This is a genomic window from Acinetobacter sp. 797_lipA (assembly GCF_058243025.1).
In genome coordinates, this window is the sequence record NZ_JBZAYQ010000001.1 from 674,969 (window position 1) to 694,689 (window position 19,721).

General features: G+C 40.3%; 21 protein-coding genes. 18 read left to right on the forward strand and 3 right to left on the reverse strand.

Translation table 11 applies throughout. From position 1 onward, the window contains the following. The first annotated feature begins 114 nt into the window (after positions 1–114). From AC4CU2_RS03270 to AC4CU2_RS03280, 3 genes are all read left to right on the forward strand, one after another. Positions 115–1,395 (forward strand): carbohydrate porin, encoded by a 1,281-nt coding sequence (locus AC4CU2_RS03270; RefSeq protein WP_201952364.1) that lies wholly within the window; start codon positions 115–117, stop codon positions 1,393–1,395. A 108-nt stretch (positions 1,396–1,503) separates the two neighbouring features. Then, positions 1,504–2,619, forward strand: a complete 1,116-nt coding sequence (locus AC4CU2_RS03275) for an NADH:flavin oxidoreductase/NADH oxidase (RefSeq protein ID WP_201952360.1) — start codon at positions 1,504–1,506, stop codon at positions 2,617–2,619. A 109-nt stretch (positions 2,620–2,728) separates the two neighbouring features. Then, the gene (locus AC4CU2_RS03280) at positions 2,729–3,652 is read left to right on the forward strand and encodes an AEC family transporter (RefSeq protein WP_183175216.1); all 924 of its coding nucleotides are present in this window, start codon (positions 2,729–2,731) and stop codon (positions 3,650–3,652) included. A gap of 42 nt (positions 3,653–3,694) precedes the next feature. On the opposite strand, the gene AC4CU2_RS03285 is transcribed toward AC4CU2_RS03280, so the two are convergent. Next, on the reverse strand, positions 3,695–4,504 hold the full coding sequence (locus AC4CU2_RS03285) for a tetratricopeptide repeat protein (protein ID WP_201952358.1): 810 nt from the start codon (positions 4,502–4,504) through the stop codon (positions 3,695–3,697). Between the two features lie 293 nt (positions 4,505–4,797). Between AC4CU2_RS03285 and AC4CU2_RS03290 the strand changes: the two genes are divergently transcribed. Next, positions 4,798–5,043 (forward strand): hypothetical protein, encoded by a 246-nt coding sequence (locus AC4CU2_RS03290; protein ID WP_004695190.1) that lies wholly within the window; start codon positions 4,798–4,800, stop codon positions 5,041–5,043. Between the two features lie 340 nt (positions 5,044–5,383). After that, the gene (locus tag AC4CU2_RS03295) at positions 5,384–6,574 is read left to right on the forward strand and encodes a PQQ-dependent sugar dehydrogenase (RefSeq protein WP_201952355.1); all 1,191 of its coding nucleotides are present in this window, start codon (positions 5,384–5,386) and stop codon (positions 6,572–6,574) included. Positions 6,575–6,647: 73 nt separating this feature from the next. Here AC4CU2_RS03295 and ygfZ read toward each other — a convergent pair whose 3' ends face one another. Then, entirely contained in the window at positions 6,648–7,370 is a 723-nt protein-coding gene (ygfZ, locus tag AC4CU2_RS03300; RefSeq protein ID WP_201952351.1) for a CAF17-like 4Fe-4S cluster assembly/insertion protein YgfZ, read from the reverse strand. A gap of 261 nt (positions 7,371–7,631) precedes the next feature. Between ygfZ and acnD the strand changes: the two genes are divergently transcribed. The 7 genes from acnD (at position 7,632) to AC4CU2_RS03335 (ending at position 13,886) form a co-directional block, all read left to right on the forward strand. Then, positions 7,632–10,238: a Fe/S-dependent 2-methylisocitrate dehydratase AcnD gene (gene acnD / locus AC4CU2_RS03305; RefSeq protein WP_201952348.1), complete on the forward strand. Its 2,607-nt coding sequence runs from the start codon at positions 7,632–7,634 to the stop codon at positions 10,236–10,238. 78 nt (positions 10,239–10,316) lie between these two features. Next, a complete protein-coding gene (locus AC4CU2_RS03310) occupies positions 10,317–11,645 on the forward strand; it encodes a PIN-like domain-containing protein (RefSeq protein ID WP_279691929.1) in 1,329 nt (442 codons plus the stop codon). A 185-nt stretch (positions 11,646–11,830) separates the two neighbouring features. Continuing rightward, positions 11,831–12,061: an antitoxin gene (locus tag AC4CU2_RS03315; protein WP_201952338.1), complete on the forward strand. Its 231-nt coding sequence runs from the start codon at positions 11,831–11,833 to the stop codon at positions 12,059–12,061. Continuing rightward, positions 12,061–12,480, forward strand: a complete 420-nt coding sequence (gene vapC / locus AC4CU2_RS03320) for a type II toxin-antitoxin system tRNA(fMet)-specific endonuclease VapC (protein ID WP_201952335.1) — start codon at positions 12,061–12,063, stop codon at positions 12,478–12,480. Before AC4CU2_RS03315 ends, vapC begins: the two co-directional genes overlap by 1 nt. Positions 12,481–12,610: 130 nt before the next feature. Next, positions 12,611–12,754, forward strand: coding sequence for a zinc ribbon-containing protein (locus AC4CU2_RS03325; RefSeq protein ID WP_004695201.1), 144 nt, complete (start codon positions 12,611–12,613; stop codon positions 12,752–12,754). A gap of 118 nt (positions 12,755–12,872) precedes the next feature. Next, positions 12,873–13,448: a DUF4126 domain-containing protein gene (locus AC4CU2_RS03330; protein WP_201952332.1), complete on the forward strand. Its 576-nt coding sequence runs from the start codon at positions 12,873–12,875 to the stop codon at positions 13,446–13,448. Positions 13,449–13,679: 231 nt separating this feature from the next. Continuing rightward, positions 13,680–13,886, forward strand: coding sequence for a hypothetical protein (locus tag AC4CU2_RS03335; protein WP_005400272.1), 207 nt, complete (start codon positions 13,680–13,682; stop codon positions 13,884–13,886). A gap of 81 nt (positions 13,887–13,967) precedes the next feature. Here the strand turns inward: AC4CU2_RS03335 and AC4CU2_RS03340 are convergent, their stop codons facing one another. Beyond that, the gene (locus tag AC4CU2_RS03340) at positions 13,968–14,156 is read right to left on the reverse strand and encodes a hypothetical protein (RefSeq protein ID WP_227557038.1); all 189 of its coding nucleotides are present in this window, start codon (positions 14,154–14,156) and stop codon (positions 13,968–13,970) included. A gap of 377 nt (positions 14,157–14,533) precedes the next feature. Here AC4CU2_RS03340 and AC4CU2_RS03345 point away from each other — a divergent pair, with 377 nt between their 5' ends. From AC4CU2_RS03345 to AC4CU2_RS03370, 6 genes are all read left to right on the forward strand, one after another. Then, entirely contained in the window at positions 14,534–15,241 is a 708-nt protein-coding gene (locus AC4CU2_RS03345) for a hypothetical protein (protein WP_424904535.1), read from the forward strand. Between the two features lie 107 nt (positions 15,242–15,348). Beyond that, a complete protein-coding gene (locus AC4CU2_RS03350) occupies positions 15,349–15,621 on the forward strand; it encodes a hypothetical protein (protein WP_005400275.1) in 273 nt (90 codons plus the stop codon). Positions 15,622–16,208: 587 nt separating this feature from the next. Next, on the forward strand, positions 16,209–16,604 hold the full coding sequence (locus AC4CU2_RS03355) for a VOC family protein (RefSeq protein WP_087012525.1): 396 nt from the start codon (positions 16,209–16,211) through the stop codon (positions 16,602–16,604). Positions 16,605–17,242: 638 nt separating this feature from the next. Continuing rightward, complete coding sequence (locus tag AC4CU2_RS03360) at positions 17,243–17,908, forward strand: RluA family pseudouridine synthase (protein WP_201952328.1); 666 nt, start codon at positions 17,243–17,245, stop codon at positions 17,906–17,908. A gap of 267 nt (positions 17,909–18,175) precedes the next feature. After that, positions 18,176–19,132, forward strand: a complete 957-nt coding sequence (locus AC4CU2_RS03365) for an SNIPE associated domain-containing protein (RefSeq protein WP_201952325.1) — start codon at positions 18,176–18,178, stop codon at positions 19,130–19,132. A gap of 150 nt (positions 19,133–19,282) precedes the next feature. Further along, entirely contained in the window at positions 19,283–19,669 is a 387-nt protein-coding gene (locus AC4CU2_RS03370; protein WP_004695219.1) for a ribonuclease E inhibitor RraB, read from the forward strand. Positions 19,670–19,721 lie beyond the last annotated feature (52 nt).

Consider the following 19,721-nt stretch of genomic DNA (forward strand, 5'->3'; position numbering starts at 1 on the left):
ACTTAATGATAAAAATTTTGCTGAGATCTTTGTTTAAAAATTATGTACTTTTCATTAAATTTTTCATTTAAATGAAATGAATTGTTCTTCATTTTAGTTTGGGGCTTAGGTTTTATGCGACAGTTTTCTTTCTCTTTATTTGCAACAGCAATGTGTGCCTGGGCGACAGTGAGTCATGCGGAGCAGATGTTAGATGTACAGGGTCAGTATTTGTTTGGTGACTGGCAGGGAAAACGAACTGAATTGGCGCAAAAAGGCATTAAGTTTGAAGCCAATGCTTTAACAGATACCAACTATTTGGCGGATGGCGGCCGCAATGCAGGTGTAAGCCCAAGTACCGCTTCGCAGTTTTGGTTAGGTACACAATTTGATTTAGAAAAGCTAGCCGGCTGGGAAGGGGTCACTGTTCGTTTTGTTGTGACTGCGCGTCAAGGACAAAGTACCTCAATTCGAGATTTGCAAGATCCTACTGCACCGCAATTAGCCAATGTGCAAGCCACCTATGGCCGTGGAAACCAAGGCAGCCGTTTATCTGAGCTTTCGATTGAAAAGCGATTTAAAGAACAAGGGCTCAGTGTCAAAGTTGGGCGACTGGGTTTGGGTTCTGATTTTGATGTGATGGCGTGTGATTTTGTCAGTAATGCCTTTTGTGCCGCACAAATGGGGAAATGGCAGGGCAATATCTGGATGAATACGCCGGTTTCACAATGGGGCGGTCGCATTAAATATCAACTGACCCCTGAAGTGACAACTCAAGTGGGTGTTTATGAATTCAATCCAGATAATGGCAATGGCAAAGCCGAGGGACAAGGTTGGAGCCTAGACACAGAACATGCCGACGGTGTGACTATTCCAGTAGAAGTGATTTGGACACCGAAAGCACTATTCAATGGTTTGGCGGGGAGTTATCGGGTCGGTGGGATATATAACACCGCAGATGATCCAAATAACCAATATGACGTGGCTTATGGCAAAGGTGTGGTTGGCGAAGACCGAACATTTGCAGGATGGATTGCCATCGAACAGCAACTGACTTCAACGGGTGCAGGGCGCCAAGGCTTGCATAGTTTTGCCAATTTTACATGGCATGACCGCATCACCAATAAAGTAGATAACTCACAACAAGTGGGGCTGAAATATATTGGGGTATTTGAGCAGCATCCGACGGATATTTTAGGTTTGGGGGTGAATCGTGTACATCTGAATGAGCGATTCACTGCGGGGAAAGCACAGTATGATGCGAGCGCGGAATACAATATTGAACTGAACTATAGCTATAACGCTACGCCGTGGTTAATGTTACGTCCCAACATTCAGTATGTGGTCAACTCAGGTTCAAGCCATGTGGTGGATAATGCACTGGTCTTGGGGCTCGGAAGCCGTATTATTTTCTAAATGGATAGCCATAAAAGTGCAAAGGTTTGACAGCAGATTTGCACTTTTAGCGTTGAATGCAAGGCACTTTATTTGTTATAGATCATAGTGAGTAAAGGGAGAGCTGTGATGCCATTATTATTTCAACCCATTCAATTTGGGGATCTAAACTTAACAAATAAAATCGTGATTGCACCGATGTGCCAATATTCAGCCAATGATGCGGGTGAGTTGAGCTATTGGCATGAGCAACAATGGGCTAATTATGCATTGTCAGGTGCGGGCTTATGTATTGTTGAAGCGACAGCCGTACAAGCGGTAGGACGGATCAGTTTTGCGGATTTAGGACTGTGGAATGATTTGCAACGTGCACAAATGAAAGCTTTACTTCAAAAAGTCAAAACACTCTCTCCAATGCCTTTTGCCATTCAACTGGCACATGCGGGACGTAAAGCATCGACCGATCGTCCTTGGTCGGGAAAAGGTCAGATCAAACCGAATGAACCGCATGGTTGGCAAACGGTGTCTGCCAGTGATGTGCCCTTTAAGCCCGAAGAGCACGCACCACATGCTTTGAGTGTGCCGGAGATGCAAGACATCATTGATGACTTTGCCAGTGCTGCAGTACGTGCAGTAGATGCAGGTTTTGAGCTGATCGAACTACATGCAGCCCATGGTTATTTGTTGCATCAGTTCATGTCACCGCTGTCGAACCGACGTACAGATGAATATGGCGGAAGTTTTGAAAACCGCATTCGATTTACCTTAGAGGTCTTCCAAGCCATTAAACAAGCTGTTCCTGAACATTATCCCGTGGGTATACGTTTATCTGCGACCGACTGGATGGAGTCGACCGCAACAGAAAGTTGGGATATTGATTCAACAGTGGGGCTGTCGAAAGCGTTAGAGCAACTCGGTGCGGCTTATATTCATGTTTCAAGTGGCGGCTTGCATGTGGAACAAGACATTCAGATTAAGGCCAAATATCAAGTGCCTTTTGCCCACGCAGTGAAACAAGCGATGAAAATTCCAGTCATTGCGGTGGGATTGATTACAGAAGCCAAGCAGGCTGAACATATTTTAGAAGCGCAAGAAGCCGATGCTATTGGTCTTGCGCGTGCCATGTTGTATGACCCACGATGGCCGTGGCATGCAGCCGCAGAACTGGGTGGGAAAGTCTCTATCGCACCGCAGTATTTACGGTGTCAGCCACATGGGATCAAAGATTTGTTTTCTGCGTTCTAATCTCATAAGTGTTTTGCTTCGCCATTGGTCTTATAAAATATTTCAACTGAGTAAAGGTGTATCCTAGGATAGGTCTTTACTTACATCATCTGGAAAAGGAACAGCTTGAATGATTTTTTCGGTAATTTTTCCAGTTTTTTTCCTGCTCTTCCTTGGTTTTGCCTCTGTCAAAATCCAGTTGCTCGCTAAAGAGCAAATGACTGCGATCAGTGCTTTTGTCATCAAAATTGCGTTACCTGCTTTATTGTTGCATGCCTTAGCTTCAAAAGATTTGCATGAAATTTGGTATCCGTCATATTTTTATGTTTATGCCGCTGTGACCTTTGGCTTATTTATTACGGCTTTTATTTTAGGTCAAAAGCTGTTTAAAAATCACTTTACCCACGCTGCAGTTTTTTCACTGGGTGCATCCATGTCCAATACGGGGTTATTGGGAGCAGCAATTTTAACGCTGCTGATGGGAAGTGAAGCGATGATATACATTTCATTGGTGGTGATCATTGAAAGTGTATTTTTGGTTCCATTGATGCTTACACTGGCAGAAATAGGGCGACAAAGACAAGCCAATTTAGCCTCTATTTTAAAAACCACATTTCTTACGCTACTTAAAAATCCGTTGTTCTTATCGGTAATGCTTGGCATGAGTTGTGCGATTTTTGAACTTCAAATTCCACATTTAATCGACCAAGTGTTTGCGATGTTAGGTCAGACCGCTGCACCTTTAGCGCTCTTTATTATTGGTGGGGGAATGGTTGGGCTAACCATTCAATCGTTTAACTTACAAACCATTTATCTGGTGGTATCTAAAAATATTTGTATGCCACTTTTGGTTTATTTAGGGCTGACCTATTTGACTGAATTGGACCCAAAGATGATTTATGCAGGGACCTTGATTGCAGCTTTACCGATGCCCTCTCTATTTGGAATTTTTGGGCAAGTGTATGGCTTAAATGAAAAAGCACTCACTCCACTGATGATTAGCACGCTATTGAGTTTTGTGGTGGTCAGTGTCTTGATTGGTCTTTGGTGGTGAAAAAAATACTCTCAATTGAGAGTATTTTTTTGAAGAAGAGATTTATTTTTTGACCGCAGCTGTTGCAGCAGGGGCTTTGGCTTGATCGGCAATCATTTTATCAACCATCGCCAAAGATTCTTTGGCTTGCGGTACATTTTCTTTAGCTAAAGCGGTGAAAATTTTCTTCGCTTCAGGCAAGTTCTGCGGAATGATATTGCCATTGGCAAACATATTGCCTACGGCCATCAGGGCAGGAATGTAACCTTTTTTGGCTAAGTCTTGAATGCTGTTGAGACCTTTTTGAATGGGTGCTTCTTGTTTATTTTTAAAGCCTGTGCTGATGTCGTACAGGGCTTGTGCATGAATGGCTTGATAGTTGCCTTTTTTCACCAAAGGCTCAAGTTTCTTAAGGGCTAACTTTTCAGACTCTGGTTTATTTTCAGAAAATAACAGCACGGCATATTCAACGGTTGCATCATCAAAGCCTAATTTAGATGCGGCTTCAAAGTGTTGTTTGGCTTTGTTAATGTCTTGAGGCAAGCCTAAAGTACCAGTGACATAGTTTTTCGCAAGCACATAATGCGCAACAGGGTAGCCTTTGTTTGCAGCATCTTGATAGAGCTGAATGGCTTTCTTCTCATTCTTCGCTGTGCCTTGACCAGTCTGAGTCAAATAAGCCAAGTTGTACATGGCTTGTGGGTTGCCAGATTTTGCCAGTTTTTCTAAAGCCTGATACGCCCCTGTCATATTATTGGCTTTGACCATTTCCTCAATCTTGGCAAATTCGGGGTTAATGGTATCTTGAGTGGAGGCTGCAAGTGCAAGCTGGCTAGAGAGTGCAATTAAGCTTGCAAGTACGAGTTTCTTCATGTTTTATAAACCTTTTTCTTACACATAAGTCCATCTATGTGTGTATTTGTTTTTAGTCATTTCACATCATAAGTTGAATTGTGTGAATGTAAATATCTGAATTGTGTCTTGGTCTTACAAATTTCCGTTGATTGTGTTGATCGGTATATCTTTTTCCAATACAAACCGCGTGCTGTGTAGTGGAAAAGTCTGAAACGTGTTATTGGTATTTGTAGCTGATGAGCTTCGGGTTTTATTAGGATTCTGGCTTAGATTCTGTTTAAATAGCGCTGAAAATGAGTAGTGAGTTCAGCATGTTTATTAAGTCAATTAAGCGAAATTATTTAAAAGTTTTGGCCGATGAGTCGATTCCAGATGGCGAAAAAATTGATGCCTTATTGATGAAATTGGGTGGTGAGTTTTTAGTGAGCAAAGATGACCGTGTATATATCTTTGAAAAAGATGGTGTGACCGCAAAATTTGATGCTAAACATGCACGAGACTTTTCATTTAAAGACTATCTCTGCAAAGACATGAATAAGCTGTTTCATGATTTTTGATATTTAATATTCATTGAAAATGAGTGAATTGTTAAATAAGGCTCTAAAAAGGGTTTAAGTCCTTGAGTGAGCCTTTCGCCCAAGGACTGATGGTTGCTATAGAGTTCTAAAGCAACAATTTTTTTATGTCCTGTTTATACCCGAAGAACGAGCGTGAATGTCTTTACCCACTGTAAAGACGCTTGCAGTGGTCAGGCTAAAAGATAATATAAAATAATAGTTTGTATATGATGAGTCTATGTGTTTGTTACCAAAAGCGTTTGACTATCTGCTCATCATTCAAGTTATATCCTATAAAAAAGATGCTGTATTTTATAAGATGAATCGAGACGTATCTAAAATGATAAAAATATTCTCAATCTTATTCATATGTTTAGTTGGTTCAATGGCAGTTTTAGCAGGGCAGCCAAATCTTGTGCCTCATCAAATCAACTTGAAAAATGGGAAGCGTTTTTCTCTAAACCTTCCAGAAAATTACGAAATCATTCCTGCGGCTGAGGGCTTAAAACGTGTTCGTTTTTTTAGCAAAGCACCTGACGGTAGAATGTTTGTCACAGATATGCACGATTTGACCGACAATAAAAAAGGCATCGTTTATATTTTGGATGAATGGAATGCTGAAACGGGAAAATTCGGCAAAATAGTTCCTTATATGACAGGTTTGAAAAATCCAAATTCAGTCCAGTTTTATACCGACACTTCCGGGCAAGATTGGTTATATTTGGCTGAAACGCATCAGCTCACCCGACGGAAATTTACCCAAGGTGAAATAAAACCAACGGCTAAAGCTGAAGTTTTAGCGACTTTTCCTGATTATGGTTTAAGTTATAAATATGGTGGCTGGCATCTAACACGAACCATTGCAGTGGGTGGAAACGGGAAAATTTATGTTTCAGTCGGCTCAAGTTGTAATGCTTGTACCGAGAAAGAGAAAGTTAGAGCGACAGTTTTAGAAATGAACCCCGATGGTTCTGAACAAAAGATTTATGCCACAGGCTTGCGTAATGCCGTCGGTTTGAAATGGGTGGGTAAATTTTTATTTGCTACCAATCAAGGTGCAGACCATTTGGGTAAACATAAACCTGATGAAACTTTTTATGCACTCAAGCGTGATGCAGATTATGGTTGGCCATCTTGTTATTCGTCGAATGGTAAAATTTTTGCAGACCCAAAATTCAAACGTCCAACAGGATGCAAAAATGTACCGCCTCCTTATGCCTATTTCCCATCGCATTCATCTGCACTAGGCTTTGACTATTTTGATGATCCAAATACGGATGAAACGATTAAAAACTCTTTTTTAGTTGCTTTACATGGTTCTACGGATGCCACGATTGGTCATGGTTATAAAATTGTGATTATGCGTAAAGGGAAAAAACTTGAAACCTTTATGGATGGTTTTTTAGTGGGTAAAAATGTGTATGGTCGACCTGCGGATATTTACCGTATAGATGCAAATTCCTTTTATTTTTCTGATGATAAGGGCGGTGTGGTTTATTATGTGAGGAAGAAAGAGTTCTCATCGCTCTAAGTTTAAAAAAGCCCCCAAAACCAAGAATAAGTTTTAGAGGCTCATTTATTATAACAGCATAAAATTTAAAGACTTAAGCAGGTCGTGCCACATCACCATTTAGGCGTTCTGGTAAGTCTAAAACCGTCACATCCAGTTCGGTCAAAGACTCAGGACGTGCCACCACCAGTGCGACATAACCGCCATCAATCGCAGCGCTATTCACCACTTGAATACCTTTATTCAACTGTTCAGCTTGCGCAGGCGCACTGCCTGTACCCTGAATTAAATGCAACCATGCTTTGGGTTTGGCTTTAAACCATAAACGCGCAATTACTTCCTGACCCAAGTAACATCCTTTGTCATAGTGCACGCCTTCACGTTGGTGTAAACGTAGCTCTTGAGGTTGAAACACATGCTCAATGGCTTGGTCGATAAACGCTTCACCATGAGTAATGGCTTGCACTTGCCATGCAGCAATATCGGTAGGCTCAGCAGAAAAGGTGGTGCGGTCTTGCGTAAAGGTTGGAAAAACTGAACCCATAGGTTCAAGTTTCATTTTAGAGAAAGCACCAAACTTTTTAATGTGCTTAGCAAATTCTTCCGACTGGTCTTGAGTGGTCACAATTTCAAAATGTTCAGGGTTACGTTTTGTCAGCCACAAACCAAAGTGGATACGACCTTTCAAGTCACAAATGGCGGTGTACTGCGTTATATTTTCAGCTAAAGCTTCAACGTTGACCGTCACTTGGCCTTGTAAAAATTTGAGTGCATCTACACCAATTAAAGTGAAAGAGGAGAAAGTTAGATCGCTCATGAATTGCTCGCCTACCTTAAAATCTAATACTAAAGAATTAGGGCTATTTTCCGCTATTTTTCAGAAAAAATCATATTTAGAGTAAATATTTAAAAGTTAATGTAACCAAATATTTCAAAAACCCCTGTTTTTATATCTAAGTTTATGAAATATAAACGATTTGGGAAATGGGTTTTCGACAGTGTAGTATGCCTAGCAGACAAAGATGAATTGTCTAGTAAAGACAGTGAAGAAAAATGAAACACCAAAGGCAGGAACGCTATGAACAATAATCACCGCAAACCACTGCAAGGCACTCAGCTAGAATACTTTGATGTGCGAGAAGCCGTTGAACAGATTCAGCCAGGCGCTTATGCAAAACTTCCATACACCTCAAAAGTATTGGCTGAACAGTTAGTGCGTCGTTGTGATCCTGCCATTTTGGAGCAGTCACTAAAAGAACTGATTTTCTCAAAACAAGATCACGATTTCCCTTGGTATCCTGCACGTGTCGTTTGCCATGACATTCTTGGACAAACGGCATTGGTTGACCTTGCAGGTTTACGTGATGCCATTGCAGACCAAGGTGGTGACCCATCGAAAGTGAATCCTGTTGTGCCGACTCAGTTGATTGTCGATCACTCTCTTGCTGTGGAATTCGGTGGTTTTGATCCAGATGCATTTGAGAAAAACCGTGCCATTGAAGACCGCCGTAACGAAGACCGTTTCCACTTCATCGAATGGACCAAGACCGCTTTTGAAAATGTTGATGTGATTCCTGCGGGGAATGGCATCATGCACCAAATCAACTTGGAGAAAATGTCTCCTGTGGTGCAAAGTCGTGAAGGCGTGGCATTCCCAGATACGTGTGTCGGTACAGACTCACACACACCACATACCGATGCGCTTGGTGTGATTTCGATTGGTGTCGGTGGTTTAGAAGCTGAAAATGTGATGCTCGGTCGTGCATCTTGGATGCGTCTTCCAGACATTATCGGGGTTGAGTTTGTTGGACAACGTCAAGCGGGGATCACAGCAACCGATATCGTTTTAGCATTGACTGAATTCTTACGTAAAGAACGTGTAGTCGGTGCGTACCTTGAGTTCTTTGGTGAAGGTGCGGACAGCATGTCAGTGGGTGATCGTGCCACGATTTCCAATATGACACCTGAATATGGCGCAACTGCGGCAATGTTCTATATCGACCAAAACACCATTGATTATTTAACCCTGACAGGTCGTGAAGCTGAGCAAGTTGCACTCGTTGAAAACTATGCCAAAGAAATTGGTCTTTGGGCATCGGATATGAAACAAGCGGAATATCCACGTGTACTGCGTTTCGATCTTTCAACGGTAACACGTAATATTGCAGGCCCATCAAACCCACATGCTCGTGTTTCTACGGCTGATTTAAAAGAAAAAGGCATAGCAGGTGTGGTTGAAAACCGTACCGATGGTTTAATGCCTGATGGTGCTGTGATTATTGCCGCAATTACGTCGTGTACCAATACATCAAACCCACGTAATACCGTTGCCGCAGGTTTATTGGCACGTAAAGCCAATGAATTGGGCTTAACCCGTAAACCTTGGGTGAAATCATCTTTTGCACCGGGTTCCAAAGCTGCTGCTTTATATCTTGAAGAAGCAGGCGTATTGGATGACTTAGAAAAACTCGGTTTTGGTATTGTGGCCTATGCATGTACCACCTGTAACGGGATGTCTGGTGCTTTAGACCCTAAACTACAACAAGAAATTATTGACCGTGACTTGTATGCAACTGCGGTACTTTCGGGTAACCGTAACTTCGATGGTCGTATCCATCCTTATGCAAAACAAGCATTCTTGGCATCACCTCCGCTCGTTGTAGCGTATGCGATTGCAGGAACGATCCGTTTTGACATCGAAAAAGATGCTTTGGGTCATGATAAAGAGGGTAATCCAATTTACTTGAAAGACATCTGGCCATCAGATGAAGAAATTGATGCTTTGGTCAAAGAAGCGGTGAAACCTGAACAGTTCCGTAAAGTGTATATTCCAATGTTTGACTTGGGGGTTACTGAAAAAGCAGCAAGTCCGCTATATGACTGGCGTCCACAAAGTACTTATATTCGCCGTCCGCCGTATTGGGAAGGGGCTTTGGCTGCGCCACGTACACTGGCAAATATGCGTCCGCTTGCTATCTTGCCTGATAACATCACTACGGATCATTTGTCACCATCGAATGCAATCATGATGGATTCGGCAGCAGGCGAATACCTACATAAAATGGGTGTACCTGAGGAAGACTTTAACTCCTATGCAACGCACCGTGGTGACCACTTGACTGCACAACGTGCAACCTTTGCTAACCCGAAACTGTTTAATGAAATGGTGGTTCGTGCGGACGGTACGATCAAGCAAGGTTCGAAAGCACGTGTTGAGCCTGAAGGCGAAGTAATGCGTATGTGGGAAGCGATTGAAACCTATATGAATCGTAAGCAACCGTTGATCATTATTGCAGGTAAGGACTATGGTCAAGGTTCTAGCCGAGACTGGGCTGCAAAAGGTGTACGCCTTGCTGGTGTTGAAGCGATTGTGGCGGAAGGTTTTGAGCGTATTCACCGTACTAACTTAGTGGGTATGGGCGTGTTACCGCTTGAGTTTAAAGCGGGTGTTGACCGTAAAACTTTAGGTTTGGATGGTACTGAACTTTATAGCGTGATTGGTAATATCGCACCGCGTTCGACGTTAACTTTAGTGATTGAACGTGCGACGGAAGATGGTAAGAGTGAAATCGTTGAAGTGCCTGTAACCTGTCGCCTAGATACTGAAGAAGAAGTGTCTGTATATGAAGCGGGTGGTGTATTGCAACGCTTTGCACAGGATTTTTTGGAAGGGAATGTAGCGTAATATTTACAGCTAAAAGTAATTGATATTATTGTAAAAAGACCCTACATTTATGTGGGGTTTTATTTTGATACTCACTATATGAAAAATATGTTTAAACAATACAACTACTTTTATACTCAAGAAGAATATAAAGATATTTGGGAAAATGCATTATTTGTTTTTGATACTAATACACTGTTAAATTTATATAGATATCAAGAAGATACTAGGGATGAGTTTTTAAAGGTTTTAGGGATAATCTCGGATAGGATTTGGATTCCTTATCATGTAGCTTTAGAGTTTCAGAGAAATAGACTAATAGTAATTTCTGAACAAAAAGAATTATTTGCAAAAACAAAAAAAGCTTTAGAAGGTACTGAAAAAGCTCTAAATGTAGAGTTTGAAAAGCTAAAATTGAAAAAAAGACATTCACAAATAAATATTGATGGTTTTGTTGAGCAGTTTAATGAGCTAGTTGAAAGCTTTAAAAAAAGTTTGGAAACTTTAAAATCTACTCAGCAACATTTGTCAAAACCAGATGCTTTAAAAGAACAATTAGAAAACTTATTTGAAAATAAGGTTGGCGAAGCTCCAAAAGATCAGAAATATATAGATGAACTTAATAAAATTGCTGAAACTAGATATAAAAATAAAATTCCACCAGGTTATTTAGATGAAGGTAAACCTGAGTTATGTATGGACTTAGGATTAATATATAAAAATAAATTTGGTGATTATTTTGTATGGAATCAACTATTAGAATATACAAAAGCTAAAGGGTTAACGAAAGTAATATTTATCACAAATGATTTAAAAGAAGATTGGTGGTGGAAATTTGATGCATCAGGGGAAAAATTTAATCAACCTAGACCAGAACTAATAGATGAAGCTTTACATATTGGCGGTATAAGTCATTTCATTATGTATGATTCTGAAAAATTTCTGAGTTATTCTTCAAATTATTTGGAAGTTGAAGTATCTGATAGTTCTGTTCAAGAGGTTAAAGATACAATTGAAATTTATAATCAAAATATAACAAAATCAAATTTTCAAAGAATGAAAGAGAATAGAGCGGCTTCTTTTGAAAGGTTAAAAAAAGCCATTGCTTTAGAAAAAGTAAAAAGATTTGAAGATAGTATAAATTATGAAATATATAGAAATGGTGGAATAGCAGAATTTCCAACAGAAGTGCTCGAATGTCTTGAATGTGGGCTAGAAGCTATGATTCCAGATGAATTAAGTTCAACTGGTTATAAATGTACTTATTGTGAAAATGAAGATTCAGATGAAATTGAAATAGATTGCACTATGTGCGGTCAACGATGGCCCAACTCGGAGATTATAGATATTCCTTGGACAGATGAGGGGGATATTGAATCACTCTGTCCTAGATGTAGACGTGATCCTGATTATGTAAAAGATGATTAATCTAATTAATTGCTCTTTATTAGCAATTAATTATAACTATCATAGCTATCTGTTAAATTTGTTATAGAAAATCATTATAAAAAGCTCTATCCGTTGATGGAGCTTTTGAGTTTGGTTAAATAGGTTGAAAAACACCCAACAAATACCTATCATAAGGTATATACCAAAACTGATGGAGTCGCTTCATGACTACCGCAAAAGTTTTTATGAGTGGTCGAAGTCAAGCTGTTCGCTTACCCAAAGAATTTCGCTTTGAAGGTACAGAAGTCGAAATTTTCCGTCGTGGCGATGAAGTGATTCTGCGTGAAAAACCAGTTACCGTAGATCGGTTATTTAAAGTATTAGCGCAAATGCCGAATGACTTTTATGCAGAAGAAAGAGTGGATGAACCACCACAGGAACGAGAAGAGTTCTAATGCAGACACAATATTTATTGGATACGAATATTTGTATCTACATCATCAAACATCAACCTGAAATTGTCCGTCAGCATTTTGAAAAACATCTCCCACATCGAAATATTTTAATTTCAGTCATTACTTTGGGGGAGTTGCGTTTTGGTGCAGAGAAAAGTCAGCAAAAAGAAAAAGCCCTCAAAGTGATAGATGAATTAACCTCAATGATTCAAGTGGTTGAGTTAGATGAATATGTCGCTGACCACTATGCACAAATACGTCACGATCTTTCATCCAAGGGACAAATTATTGGTGCGAATGATTTGTGGCTTGCCGCGCATGCACGTGCGAATAATTGGGTGATGGTGACCAATAATGAAAAAGAATTTTTGCGTGTCGATGGATTGCAGATCGAAAATTGGGTGTCTAACATCTTGTAAGACGTTTAGATTTTCTATGGAAATTATTTCTTGCCCAAATGCCATCATCATTTGTCGAAATGATCAATAGACATTCATCATAAAATGCATATACTAGTAAGACCATTTTCTAAACATATGGAGAACAAAAATGGTTACTGCTGGCGAAAAACCTGGAACAGGCTTCTATTTTTGTGTTCAATGCGGACACCGCGTCTACTTAGAAATTGGTACAGATCGTTTACCCCCGTGTACCAAATGCCAAGGCAATCAATTTAACAATAAGAATGCCTAAGCCAAAGATTTAACAGTTACCCACTGTTTAAAAGAAAAGCCCTATCACCCGATAGGGCTTTTTGCTAAGTTATAAAAAAGATAAAAACATCCCGACTTAGGCGATATAGGAAAAGTACATGGAAACCATATTAGGACTTTGTATCGGCATTGGCTTAAGTGCTGCCTGTGGCTTTCGTGTCTTTGTCCCACTCTTGGTCATGAGCCTTGCATCTATTATGGGATGGTTCGAACCCATGCAAGGTTTTGAATGGTTAAGTATGCCATCGGTATGTATCGCCTTAGCGATTGCAACTGTCTGTGAAATCGCAGCCTATTACATACCATGGGTCGACAACGCTTTAGACACCATTGCAACGCCAGCCGCAATGGTCGCAGGCACCCTCACCACTATGGCGGTCAGTAGCGGAGAAATGTCGCAGTTTGCCAGTTGGGCTGCCGCAATCATTGTCGGTGGCGGTACAGCAGGCGCCGTGCAAATGAGTACCGTTGCCGTTCGAGGGGTGTCAACCGCGACGACAGGCGGGGTCACCAACCCACTGGTGTCTACAGTGGAGTGGGTGGGTGCCGTTTTATTGTCCGTGCTTTCACTACTGGTTCCAGTCTTGGTGGTGATTGTGGGCATTATTTTGGCGATTTGGGCCGTGCGTTGGTTTAAACGCAAAAAACAAGAAAGTATCAGCACACCTTTATAGTTTCAGTCGTTTTCTTATGGTGTTGCTGGGCCTCTAAATTTAAAGATAGAGTGGCTAATTTTTCGCTTATGTGGACATCAATTCTTTTAGGTTGATATGACTTAGAGGTCAGTTTCACTTTTAAAATAATGATTGATTTTTATACGGAATCCGTTTAATTTTATAAATACATACTTTTTGTATGGGTTTGTTTGTAGTTGAACTTTATAAAAATTATTCGGGGAACTGTAAATGATAAAATTTATTGTAAATGAACAGCCTAGTGAAAAAGGCATCCATCATATTCATAATGCATCCTTAGGCTGTACAGATTTACCCAGCTCGGAGGATCAAATTTTGATTGGTTATTTTGCCAATTATGAGCTGGCTTATAAACGGGCAAGAATGAACTGGCCCAGAGAAAAAGTCGAAGGTTGTGACAAGTGTTGTTTCAAATAGCCAAAAGCAAAAAAGCTCTGCGAATTATGCTGAGCTTTTCATTGTTGGATATGGAGGTTCTATTTTTTAAGCATTACAACATTAATGAATTTCAACTCGGGTCGTGACCTTAATTTTTCGACACTCTCGGTCAGCTTCGAGTAGTGAGCGAATTTTAAAGTCAGAAAATCGCACTACTCGGTTTTGCATAGCAAACTGTTCAGGTGTTTTAATTTCTAAGCACTGAAAGGGACGCAGATTTTTTAGGATGTGCTTCTGTTTATCCGTCATGTTCTGTGTCGATAAGTACACGTAGCCTTTGGTGGTTTTTAATAACACTTCATGTGGCTATGCTCCAGTTGAGCTGGTGACTTTAACGATATGTGTTTTTAACATTTTGCATGCACTGAGGGAAAGCGCAAGGCACAGCATTAGCAGGGCAGTTTTGGTTTTCATGATGAAACGTATTTGAATGGTCTTCCGTCACTTTAGCCGAAAGTTTTCAACGGGAGCAATCAAAATATGACATGGATACAGTCATCTGTTTTAATTGTAGAGCATCCTATAAATAGGCTTCTGATAAATGCTAATCTGTAGTACAGATGCCAAAAATGAGGCATTCATTAGCGTGCTCGCTTAACTACTTTATTTAAAAAATTAACAAAACTATGAAAAAACAGTTCATTCAAACTTCTTTAATGTTCGTTGCAATGTTGGGTATCTCCGCCAATTTGTATGCTGAAAACTTAAGCGCAGCGGATATAGCAGATATTCAGCGTCAAGAAGCCACCAGCCAATACAAAGTTTACCTTCCCGCAAAATATACGGTGTTTGAGGTCGTGCAAGGAGACTTAAACAAAGATGGCTTGAAAGATGTGGTTTTAATCGTCAAAGGTACAGATCCGAAACAGTGGGTCACCGATGAATACCGCGGAAAACTAGACCGCAACCGCCGTGGTGTGATTGTGCTGTTGAATACCAAAGGGCAGTACAAAAAAGTCGTTCAGAACTTGTCACTGTTTTCTTCAGAAAATGAAGATGGCGGTGTGTACTTTGCGCCTGAGTTGGTGCCCTCTATCGAAAAAGGCGTGTTAAAACTACATTATGCCCATGGCCGTTATGGATATTGGGCCTATCAGTTTCGTTTAGAGGGGCGTGATATGCGCTTGATTGGCTATGACAGCTCCGATAATTTTGGCCCTTATGTGAACAGTGAAACCAGTGTCAATTTTCTCACGGCTAAGAAGCTGGTCAGAGAAAATCTCAACAAAGACTCGGATAGCGACCCTAAATTTAAAGAAATATGGAGCAAAGTGAGTGTTGCTCCGCTGTATTTGAGCAAAATTCAGGACATCGATGATCTGAGTCTTGAATAGTGTTGGCTTAGTTTTTGCTAACTTATATCTCAAAATGCACTTTTATGAGTGACGTGAGTCTGAGGCATCAGTCACATGACTGCTTGGATTATGTATAGGGGAAAGCGATGGAAAATAAAGAACTGCTCTTGAGTGCTGCAGAGAAACCTAAGCTGAGTACGGCTGCCCATTTGATGGCAGGCTGGCCTTTGTTTTTAGTGATGATTGGTGGTGCAATCGGTGGAGCCTTAGCTGTGGTTGCGTATGTAATTAACCGAAAAATCTATCTGTCTCAGCTCAGTAATCTGCAGAAAGTTTTAGCTAATTTACTCTGTGGTATGTCCGCGATCAGTTTGTGGTGGTTTATTGCAACTTGGTTGCAAGGTTATATGGGGACTTAAACGTTCTGAAATGATGGTGTAAAAAATGATAGAAGTTCATTTTTATGCGATGAAATAGATGATTCAATTGTCATTATGAATATTTTTATCAAATCTGGTTTTATTTAGGGAAATATTTTTCATCATTGCTTGAAATTAGCTAATCTTCGGAAATTCATCCCGCACCAATTTGCTTAATATAGCGTTTAAGGGCACAGGAATCGAAAAGAGTAGTTTGCGACTCGTTATCTATCAGATCAGCGTCGTACTTACCCACAAGGTCTCGATTCAGCTTAGGACGCTATAGATTATCCATTTATAGGCAAAAGTTTAGAACTTACCCAGTTTTAACCGTTGAAGTTATCTCCTGATCCCTAGAAACTAAACGATAAAAACAACACGATAAAAAATACATCCATTCAAATATTTTCTTCCATTTTAAGCGTCTATATTGCCCTGAATTTATCCAAATATTTGCTCTAACTGTGTCAAAACAAATTGGCGCTTTGGTTTGTGAAAAAGACTTTAAAAAATTGCGATTTGATAACATTGGAACGCTTAGAGTTCTGCTATAACCATTAAAAGTCTGATAAAAATCTGGAACAACAATGAAAATATATGTCACCAGCATCATGGTCGATAGCCAAGAAAAAGCTTGTCAGTTTTATACAGAAAAACTCGGTTTTAAAGTCAAACATGATGTACCTGTGGGGGAGTATCGCTGGCTGACCTTGGTTTCACCCGAAAGTCCAGAGGGTGTTGAACTGCTACTGGAACCTGATGCACATCCTGCGGCACAGCCGTTTAAAGCTGCGATTAAAGCAGATCTGATTCCCTATACTTCTTTTCAAGTGGGTGACCTTGATGCGGAATATGAGCGACTCAAAAACTTAGGGGTACGTTTTACCAGTGAACCGATGCGGGCAGGAAAAGTTAAAGTTGCAGTCTTTGATGATACCTGCGGGAATCTCATTCAGCTGATGCAGGTCTGCGCAGGAAGTTGATTTTCTCATCTGTGATGCAGTAAAGAAATAAAATCCTGAGAAAAGCGCTTTTATGTGAGAAAAAAATCATAAATACGCTGCATTTGGGAAAATATTTTTTAGATAACCTGAAAGCCAAGATTTTTTTCCAAAAATAGCCAAAAAGACTTTATCTTCGGGAAACAATCCCGCCCTTGGATTGTTAAATTATATCTCAAGGGTGTGACGGGATCGAAAAGAGTAGCATGCTACCAGTGGCGCAAAACGCGTGAGTAGTACTTACCCAAAAGGTCTTGATTCGGCTTAGGACGCTATAAATCAAAAGTTTATAGGCTATAAGGTCATCACTTACAAAGTTATGATAGTTGAAGTAAACAACATGTTTTCCCAGACACCCTAAAAAATTTGAACTCGAATAAAATATAAATCAAAAAAATAAATTTTAATATTTCCGGCGAAAATCGAAAAATCCTGCTGTTGTAGTTTCACTTACATCATTTAATTTTAAACTTTCAATCCAATCAGCCCTGCTAAAAAGCTGGCTTTATATAGGGTGATGGACGTCTAGGATTAAGGCTGTTTTCCATATTTGGTGAATGATTGACAGCTGAAACACAGCTTGCTATTTTTCGCGCTCGCTTTTGTATGCTGTTATTCCCATGGCTCTAAATGACAACTTTATTTATACACCGCCCCAAGAAGACTTGGTAATCGTTTATGAAGACGATGATTTGGTGGTGATTGAAAAGCCTGCGGGCTTGTTGTCTGTGCCAGGACGTTTACCAGAACACCAAGACAGTGCCTATTTAAGGGTTTTAGCGCAGTACCCACATGCCAAAATTACCCATCGTTTAGATATGGCGACCTCGGGGATTTTAATGTTTGCCAAGCACCGCGAGGCCGAAGTCGCCGTCAGTAAAATGTTCCAAGCCCGCACGGTGGATAAACACTATATTGCTTTAGTTCAAGGCCAGTTGGATGCTGAAGGCAGTGTTGAAGTACCACTGATTACTGACTGGGAAAATCGACCACGGCAGATCGTGCACTTTGAGTTGGGCAAACCTGCAAAAACACTGTATCAAGCACTTAGCTATGATACTGAGACCGATATTACGCGAGTTTTACTGACCCCGATTACGGGGCGTTCACATCAGCTTCGTGTGCATATGCAATATATTGGACATCCAATTACAGGGGATAAGTTATATCACCCTGAGCCGACACGAAGTCCATTAAAACGTATGGCTTTACATGCCAGTTTTCTCGCCTTTCAGCAGCCTTTAAGTGGAAAAGCGGTTGCGATTCATGGAAGTGTGCCATTTTAACTGTGCCACACTTTAGCTATATTTTGAGAAATACTTAAAATTTGGGATATCAGGTCGTTTAAAAAACCGTTAGCGTAAGTTGTGTAAGTATCCTTTTATCCAGTGTGCTTATCTTTGTTGAAATTAACATTTGGGTTTGGCTTTTTGGCCATGGTTACGACTGAATGAAAATAGGTTTGTCTGTTCCAAGGCTTACTGTTCGAATTTCATGTGTTCTTACAGCGGAGTCTTTACAAGAAAAATGACGTTCCCGTAGGGAGATAGACCATGCTTTATGTATTTGCTGTCATTCTTGTCCTGCTGTGTGCGGTTATATGCTGGCAAAAAATACACAGCCTTGCCCAAAAAAAGAAGATTGAATCCTTAGAAATCAATTTAGAGCGCAGTCGAAACTGTTTAGAAGTTTATGAACAGCAGCAAAGTGAATTACAACATCGGCTGACCAGTTTAAGAATTGAGCTTGGAACACTCAGACAACGCAACGAAACTTTGACTCCTTACCAAGAAATTATTGATGTCGAACACTATGTTATGGAACGGCACAACCAAGTTGAATTGTTTGCTGAAACGGTTAAATTTGATGCTGAACAAATGCTTAAACAATGTCGGCAGCGCATCGAAAAAGTACACCACTTTTTAACGGAATATGAGCGTAAAGCCAAAGAAATGAGCATGCTGCGCGCCAGAGAAAAACTGGGTGCTTTTTTTCACATGGCTGAAGAACGACAACATCTGGCTGAAATATCGAAGGCTCTACACCATAAAATTGAAACCTACAGCCAGAGTTATCAACTGCCTTCGGAGCAGTTATTAGATGAACTCATCGAAGGCTATGGGAAAACAGATGCGGCCTGTCATCTACTGAAAGTTCGGCAACAGGTGATTCGTGCGGTTGAGCAAAACGACGTTGTGAACTGCGCCTTTATGGATGAGAATCGGCGATTATCGATGATGGTTTTGGTTTCACAGTTGTTTAATACGAAAGCAGACTTTTATTTACAACGTGTGAGCAAAGACAATCTTGGCCTTTTGATTCAAGCTTTGCAGGATGACTTTACCCTCATCAATCACTATGGTGCGGCCGTTGGGCATACTCAGATACAAGAGAGTTATTTGGCTTTACGCTTAGAAGAACTTAAATTTGCGGCCTTATTAGAAAGCCTAAAAAGCAGTGATTTACAGTTTCAAGCGGACATTTTAGTTGAACATCGGGTTTTACACTAACACGGCAGAGACAGCGTGAAATAAAGTCTAAACAACCTTCGAAAAATCAGACGTAACTGCTATAAAAATGAGCAAAATATGCTATGTTGAAGTCACTATTTTGTCACTTGCCAACGATATATTGGCTAAAAAGATAACAAGGACATACGCATGACACGTGATTATGAATTATATCCAGATGATGATAACGGAAATGTACTTTGGCAAATGGCTGAGGATGGCGACGACCTATCTGAACCGCATGAAATAGAATATTCGATTGCCTTTCAAGAGCAGTCACAAGCAGAAAAGTGTGCGTTGTATTTATTACAAGAAGAGCAAAAAATCACTTTGTTTGTCGATGAAGAAAGCGACGTATCTGAGTGGATTATTACCATTTACGTGTATATGGAACCTGAGTATTCAGACATTGTTGACTTAGAACAATGGTTTACTAAAATTGCAGAACAGTTTGGTGGTGAATATGACGGCTGGGGCTGTATGGCCTATGTCTATGACGACGAAGATGATGAGGACTATGAGCAAGGTCAAGCCTAAAAAAAGGTCAAATTTAAAGCATGTTGAAAAACATGCTTTTTTTATTGGTGGG

Coding starts and splice junctions, on each gene's coding strand:
- AC4CU2_RS03270 (WP_201952364.1), top strand. CDS start 115: ATGCGACAGTTTTCTTTCTCTTTATTTGCAACAGCAATGTGTGCCTGG.
- AC4CU2_RS03275 (WP_201952360.1), top strand. CDS start 1,504: ATGCCATTATTATTTCAACCCATTCAATTTGGGGATCTAAACTTAACA.
- AC4CU2_RS03280 (WP_183175216.1), top strand. CDS start 2,729: ATGATTTTTTCGGTAATTTTTCCAGTTTTTTTCCTGCTCTTCCTTGGT.
- AC4CU2_RS03285 (WP_201952358.1), bottom strand. CDS start 4,504: ATGAAGAAACTCGTACTTGCAAGCTTAATTGCACTCTCTAGCCAGCTT.
- AC4CU2_RS03290 (WP_004695190.1), top strand. CDS start 4,798: ATGTTTATTAAGTCAATTAAGCGAAATTATTTAAAAGTTTTGGCCGAT.
- AC4CU2_RS03295 (WP_201952355.1), top strand. CDS start 5,384: ATGATAAAAATATTCTCAATCTTATTCATATGTTTAGTTGGTTCAATG.
- ygfZ (WP_201952351.1), bottom strand. CDS start 7,370: ATGAGCGATCTAACTTTCTCCTCTTTCACTTTAATTGGTGTAGATGCA.
- acnD (WP_201952348.1), top strand. CDS start 7,632: ATGAACAATAATCACCGCAAACCACTGCAAGGCACTCAGCTAGAATAC.
- AC4CU2_RS03310 (WP_279691929.1), top strand. CDS start 10,317: ATGAAAAATATGTTTAAACAATACAACTACTTTTATACTCAAGAAGAA.
- AC4CU2_RS03315 (WP_201952338.1), top strand. CDS start 11,831: ATGACTACCGCAAAAGTTTTTATGAGTGGTCGAAGTCAAGCTGTTCGC.
- vapC (WP_201952335.1), top strand. CDS start 12,061: ATGCAGACACAATATTTATTGGATACGAATATTTGTATCTACATCATC.
- AC4CU2_RS03325 (WP_004695201.1), top strand. CDS start 12,611: ATGGTTACTGCTGGCGAAAAACCTGGAACAGGCTTCTATTTTTGTGTT.
- AC4CU2_RS03330 (WP_201952332.1), top strand. CDS start 12,873: ATGGAAACCATATTAGGACTTTGTATCGGCATTGGCTTAAGTGCTGCC.
- AC4CU2_RS03335 (WP_005400272.1), top strand. CDS start 13,680: ATGATAAAATTTATTGTAAATGAACAGCCTAGTGAAAAAGGCATCCAT.
- AC4CU2_RS03340 (WP_227557038.1), bottom strand. CDS start 14,156: ATGACGGATAAACAGAAGCACATCCTAAAAAATCTGCGTCCCTTTCAG.
- AC4CU2_RS03345 (WP_424904535.1), top strand. CDS start 14,534: ATGAAAAAACAGTTCATTCAAACTTCTTTAATGTTCGTTGCAATGTTG.
- AC4CU2_RS03350 (WP_005400275.1), top strand. CDS start 15,349: ATGGAAAATAAAGAACTGCTCTTGAGTGCTGCAGAGAAACCTAAGCTG.
- AC4CU2_RS03355 (WP_087012525.1), top strand. CDS start 16,209: ATGAAAATATATGTCACCAGCATCATGGTCGATAGCCAAGAAAAAGCT.
- AC4CU2_RS03360 (WP_201952328.1), top strand. CDS start 17,243: ATGGCTCTAAATGACAACTTTATTTATACACCGCCCCAAGAAGACTTG.
- AC4CU2_RS03365 (WP_201952325.1), top strand. CDS start 18,176: ATGCTTTATGTATTTGCTGTCATTCTTGTCCTGCTGTGTGCGGTTATA.
- AC4CU2_RS03370 (WP_004695219.1), top strand. CDS start 19,283: ATGACACGTGATTATGAATTATATCCAGATGATGATAACGGAAATGTA.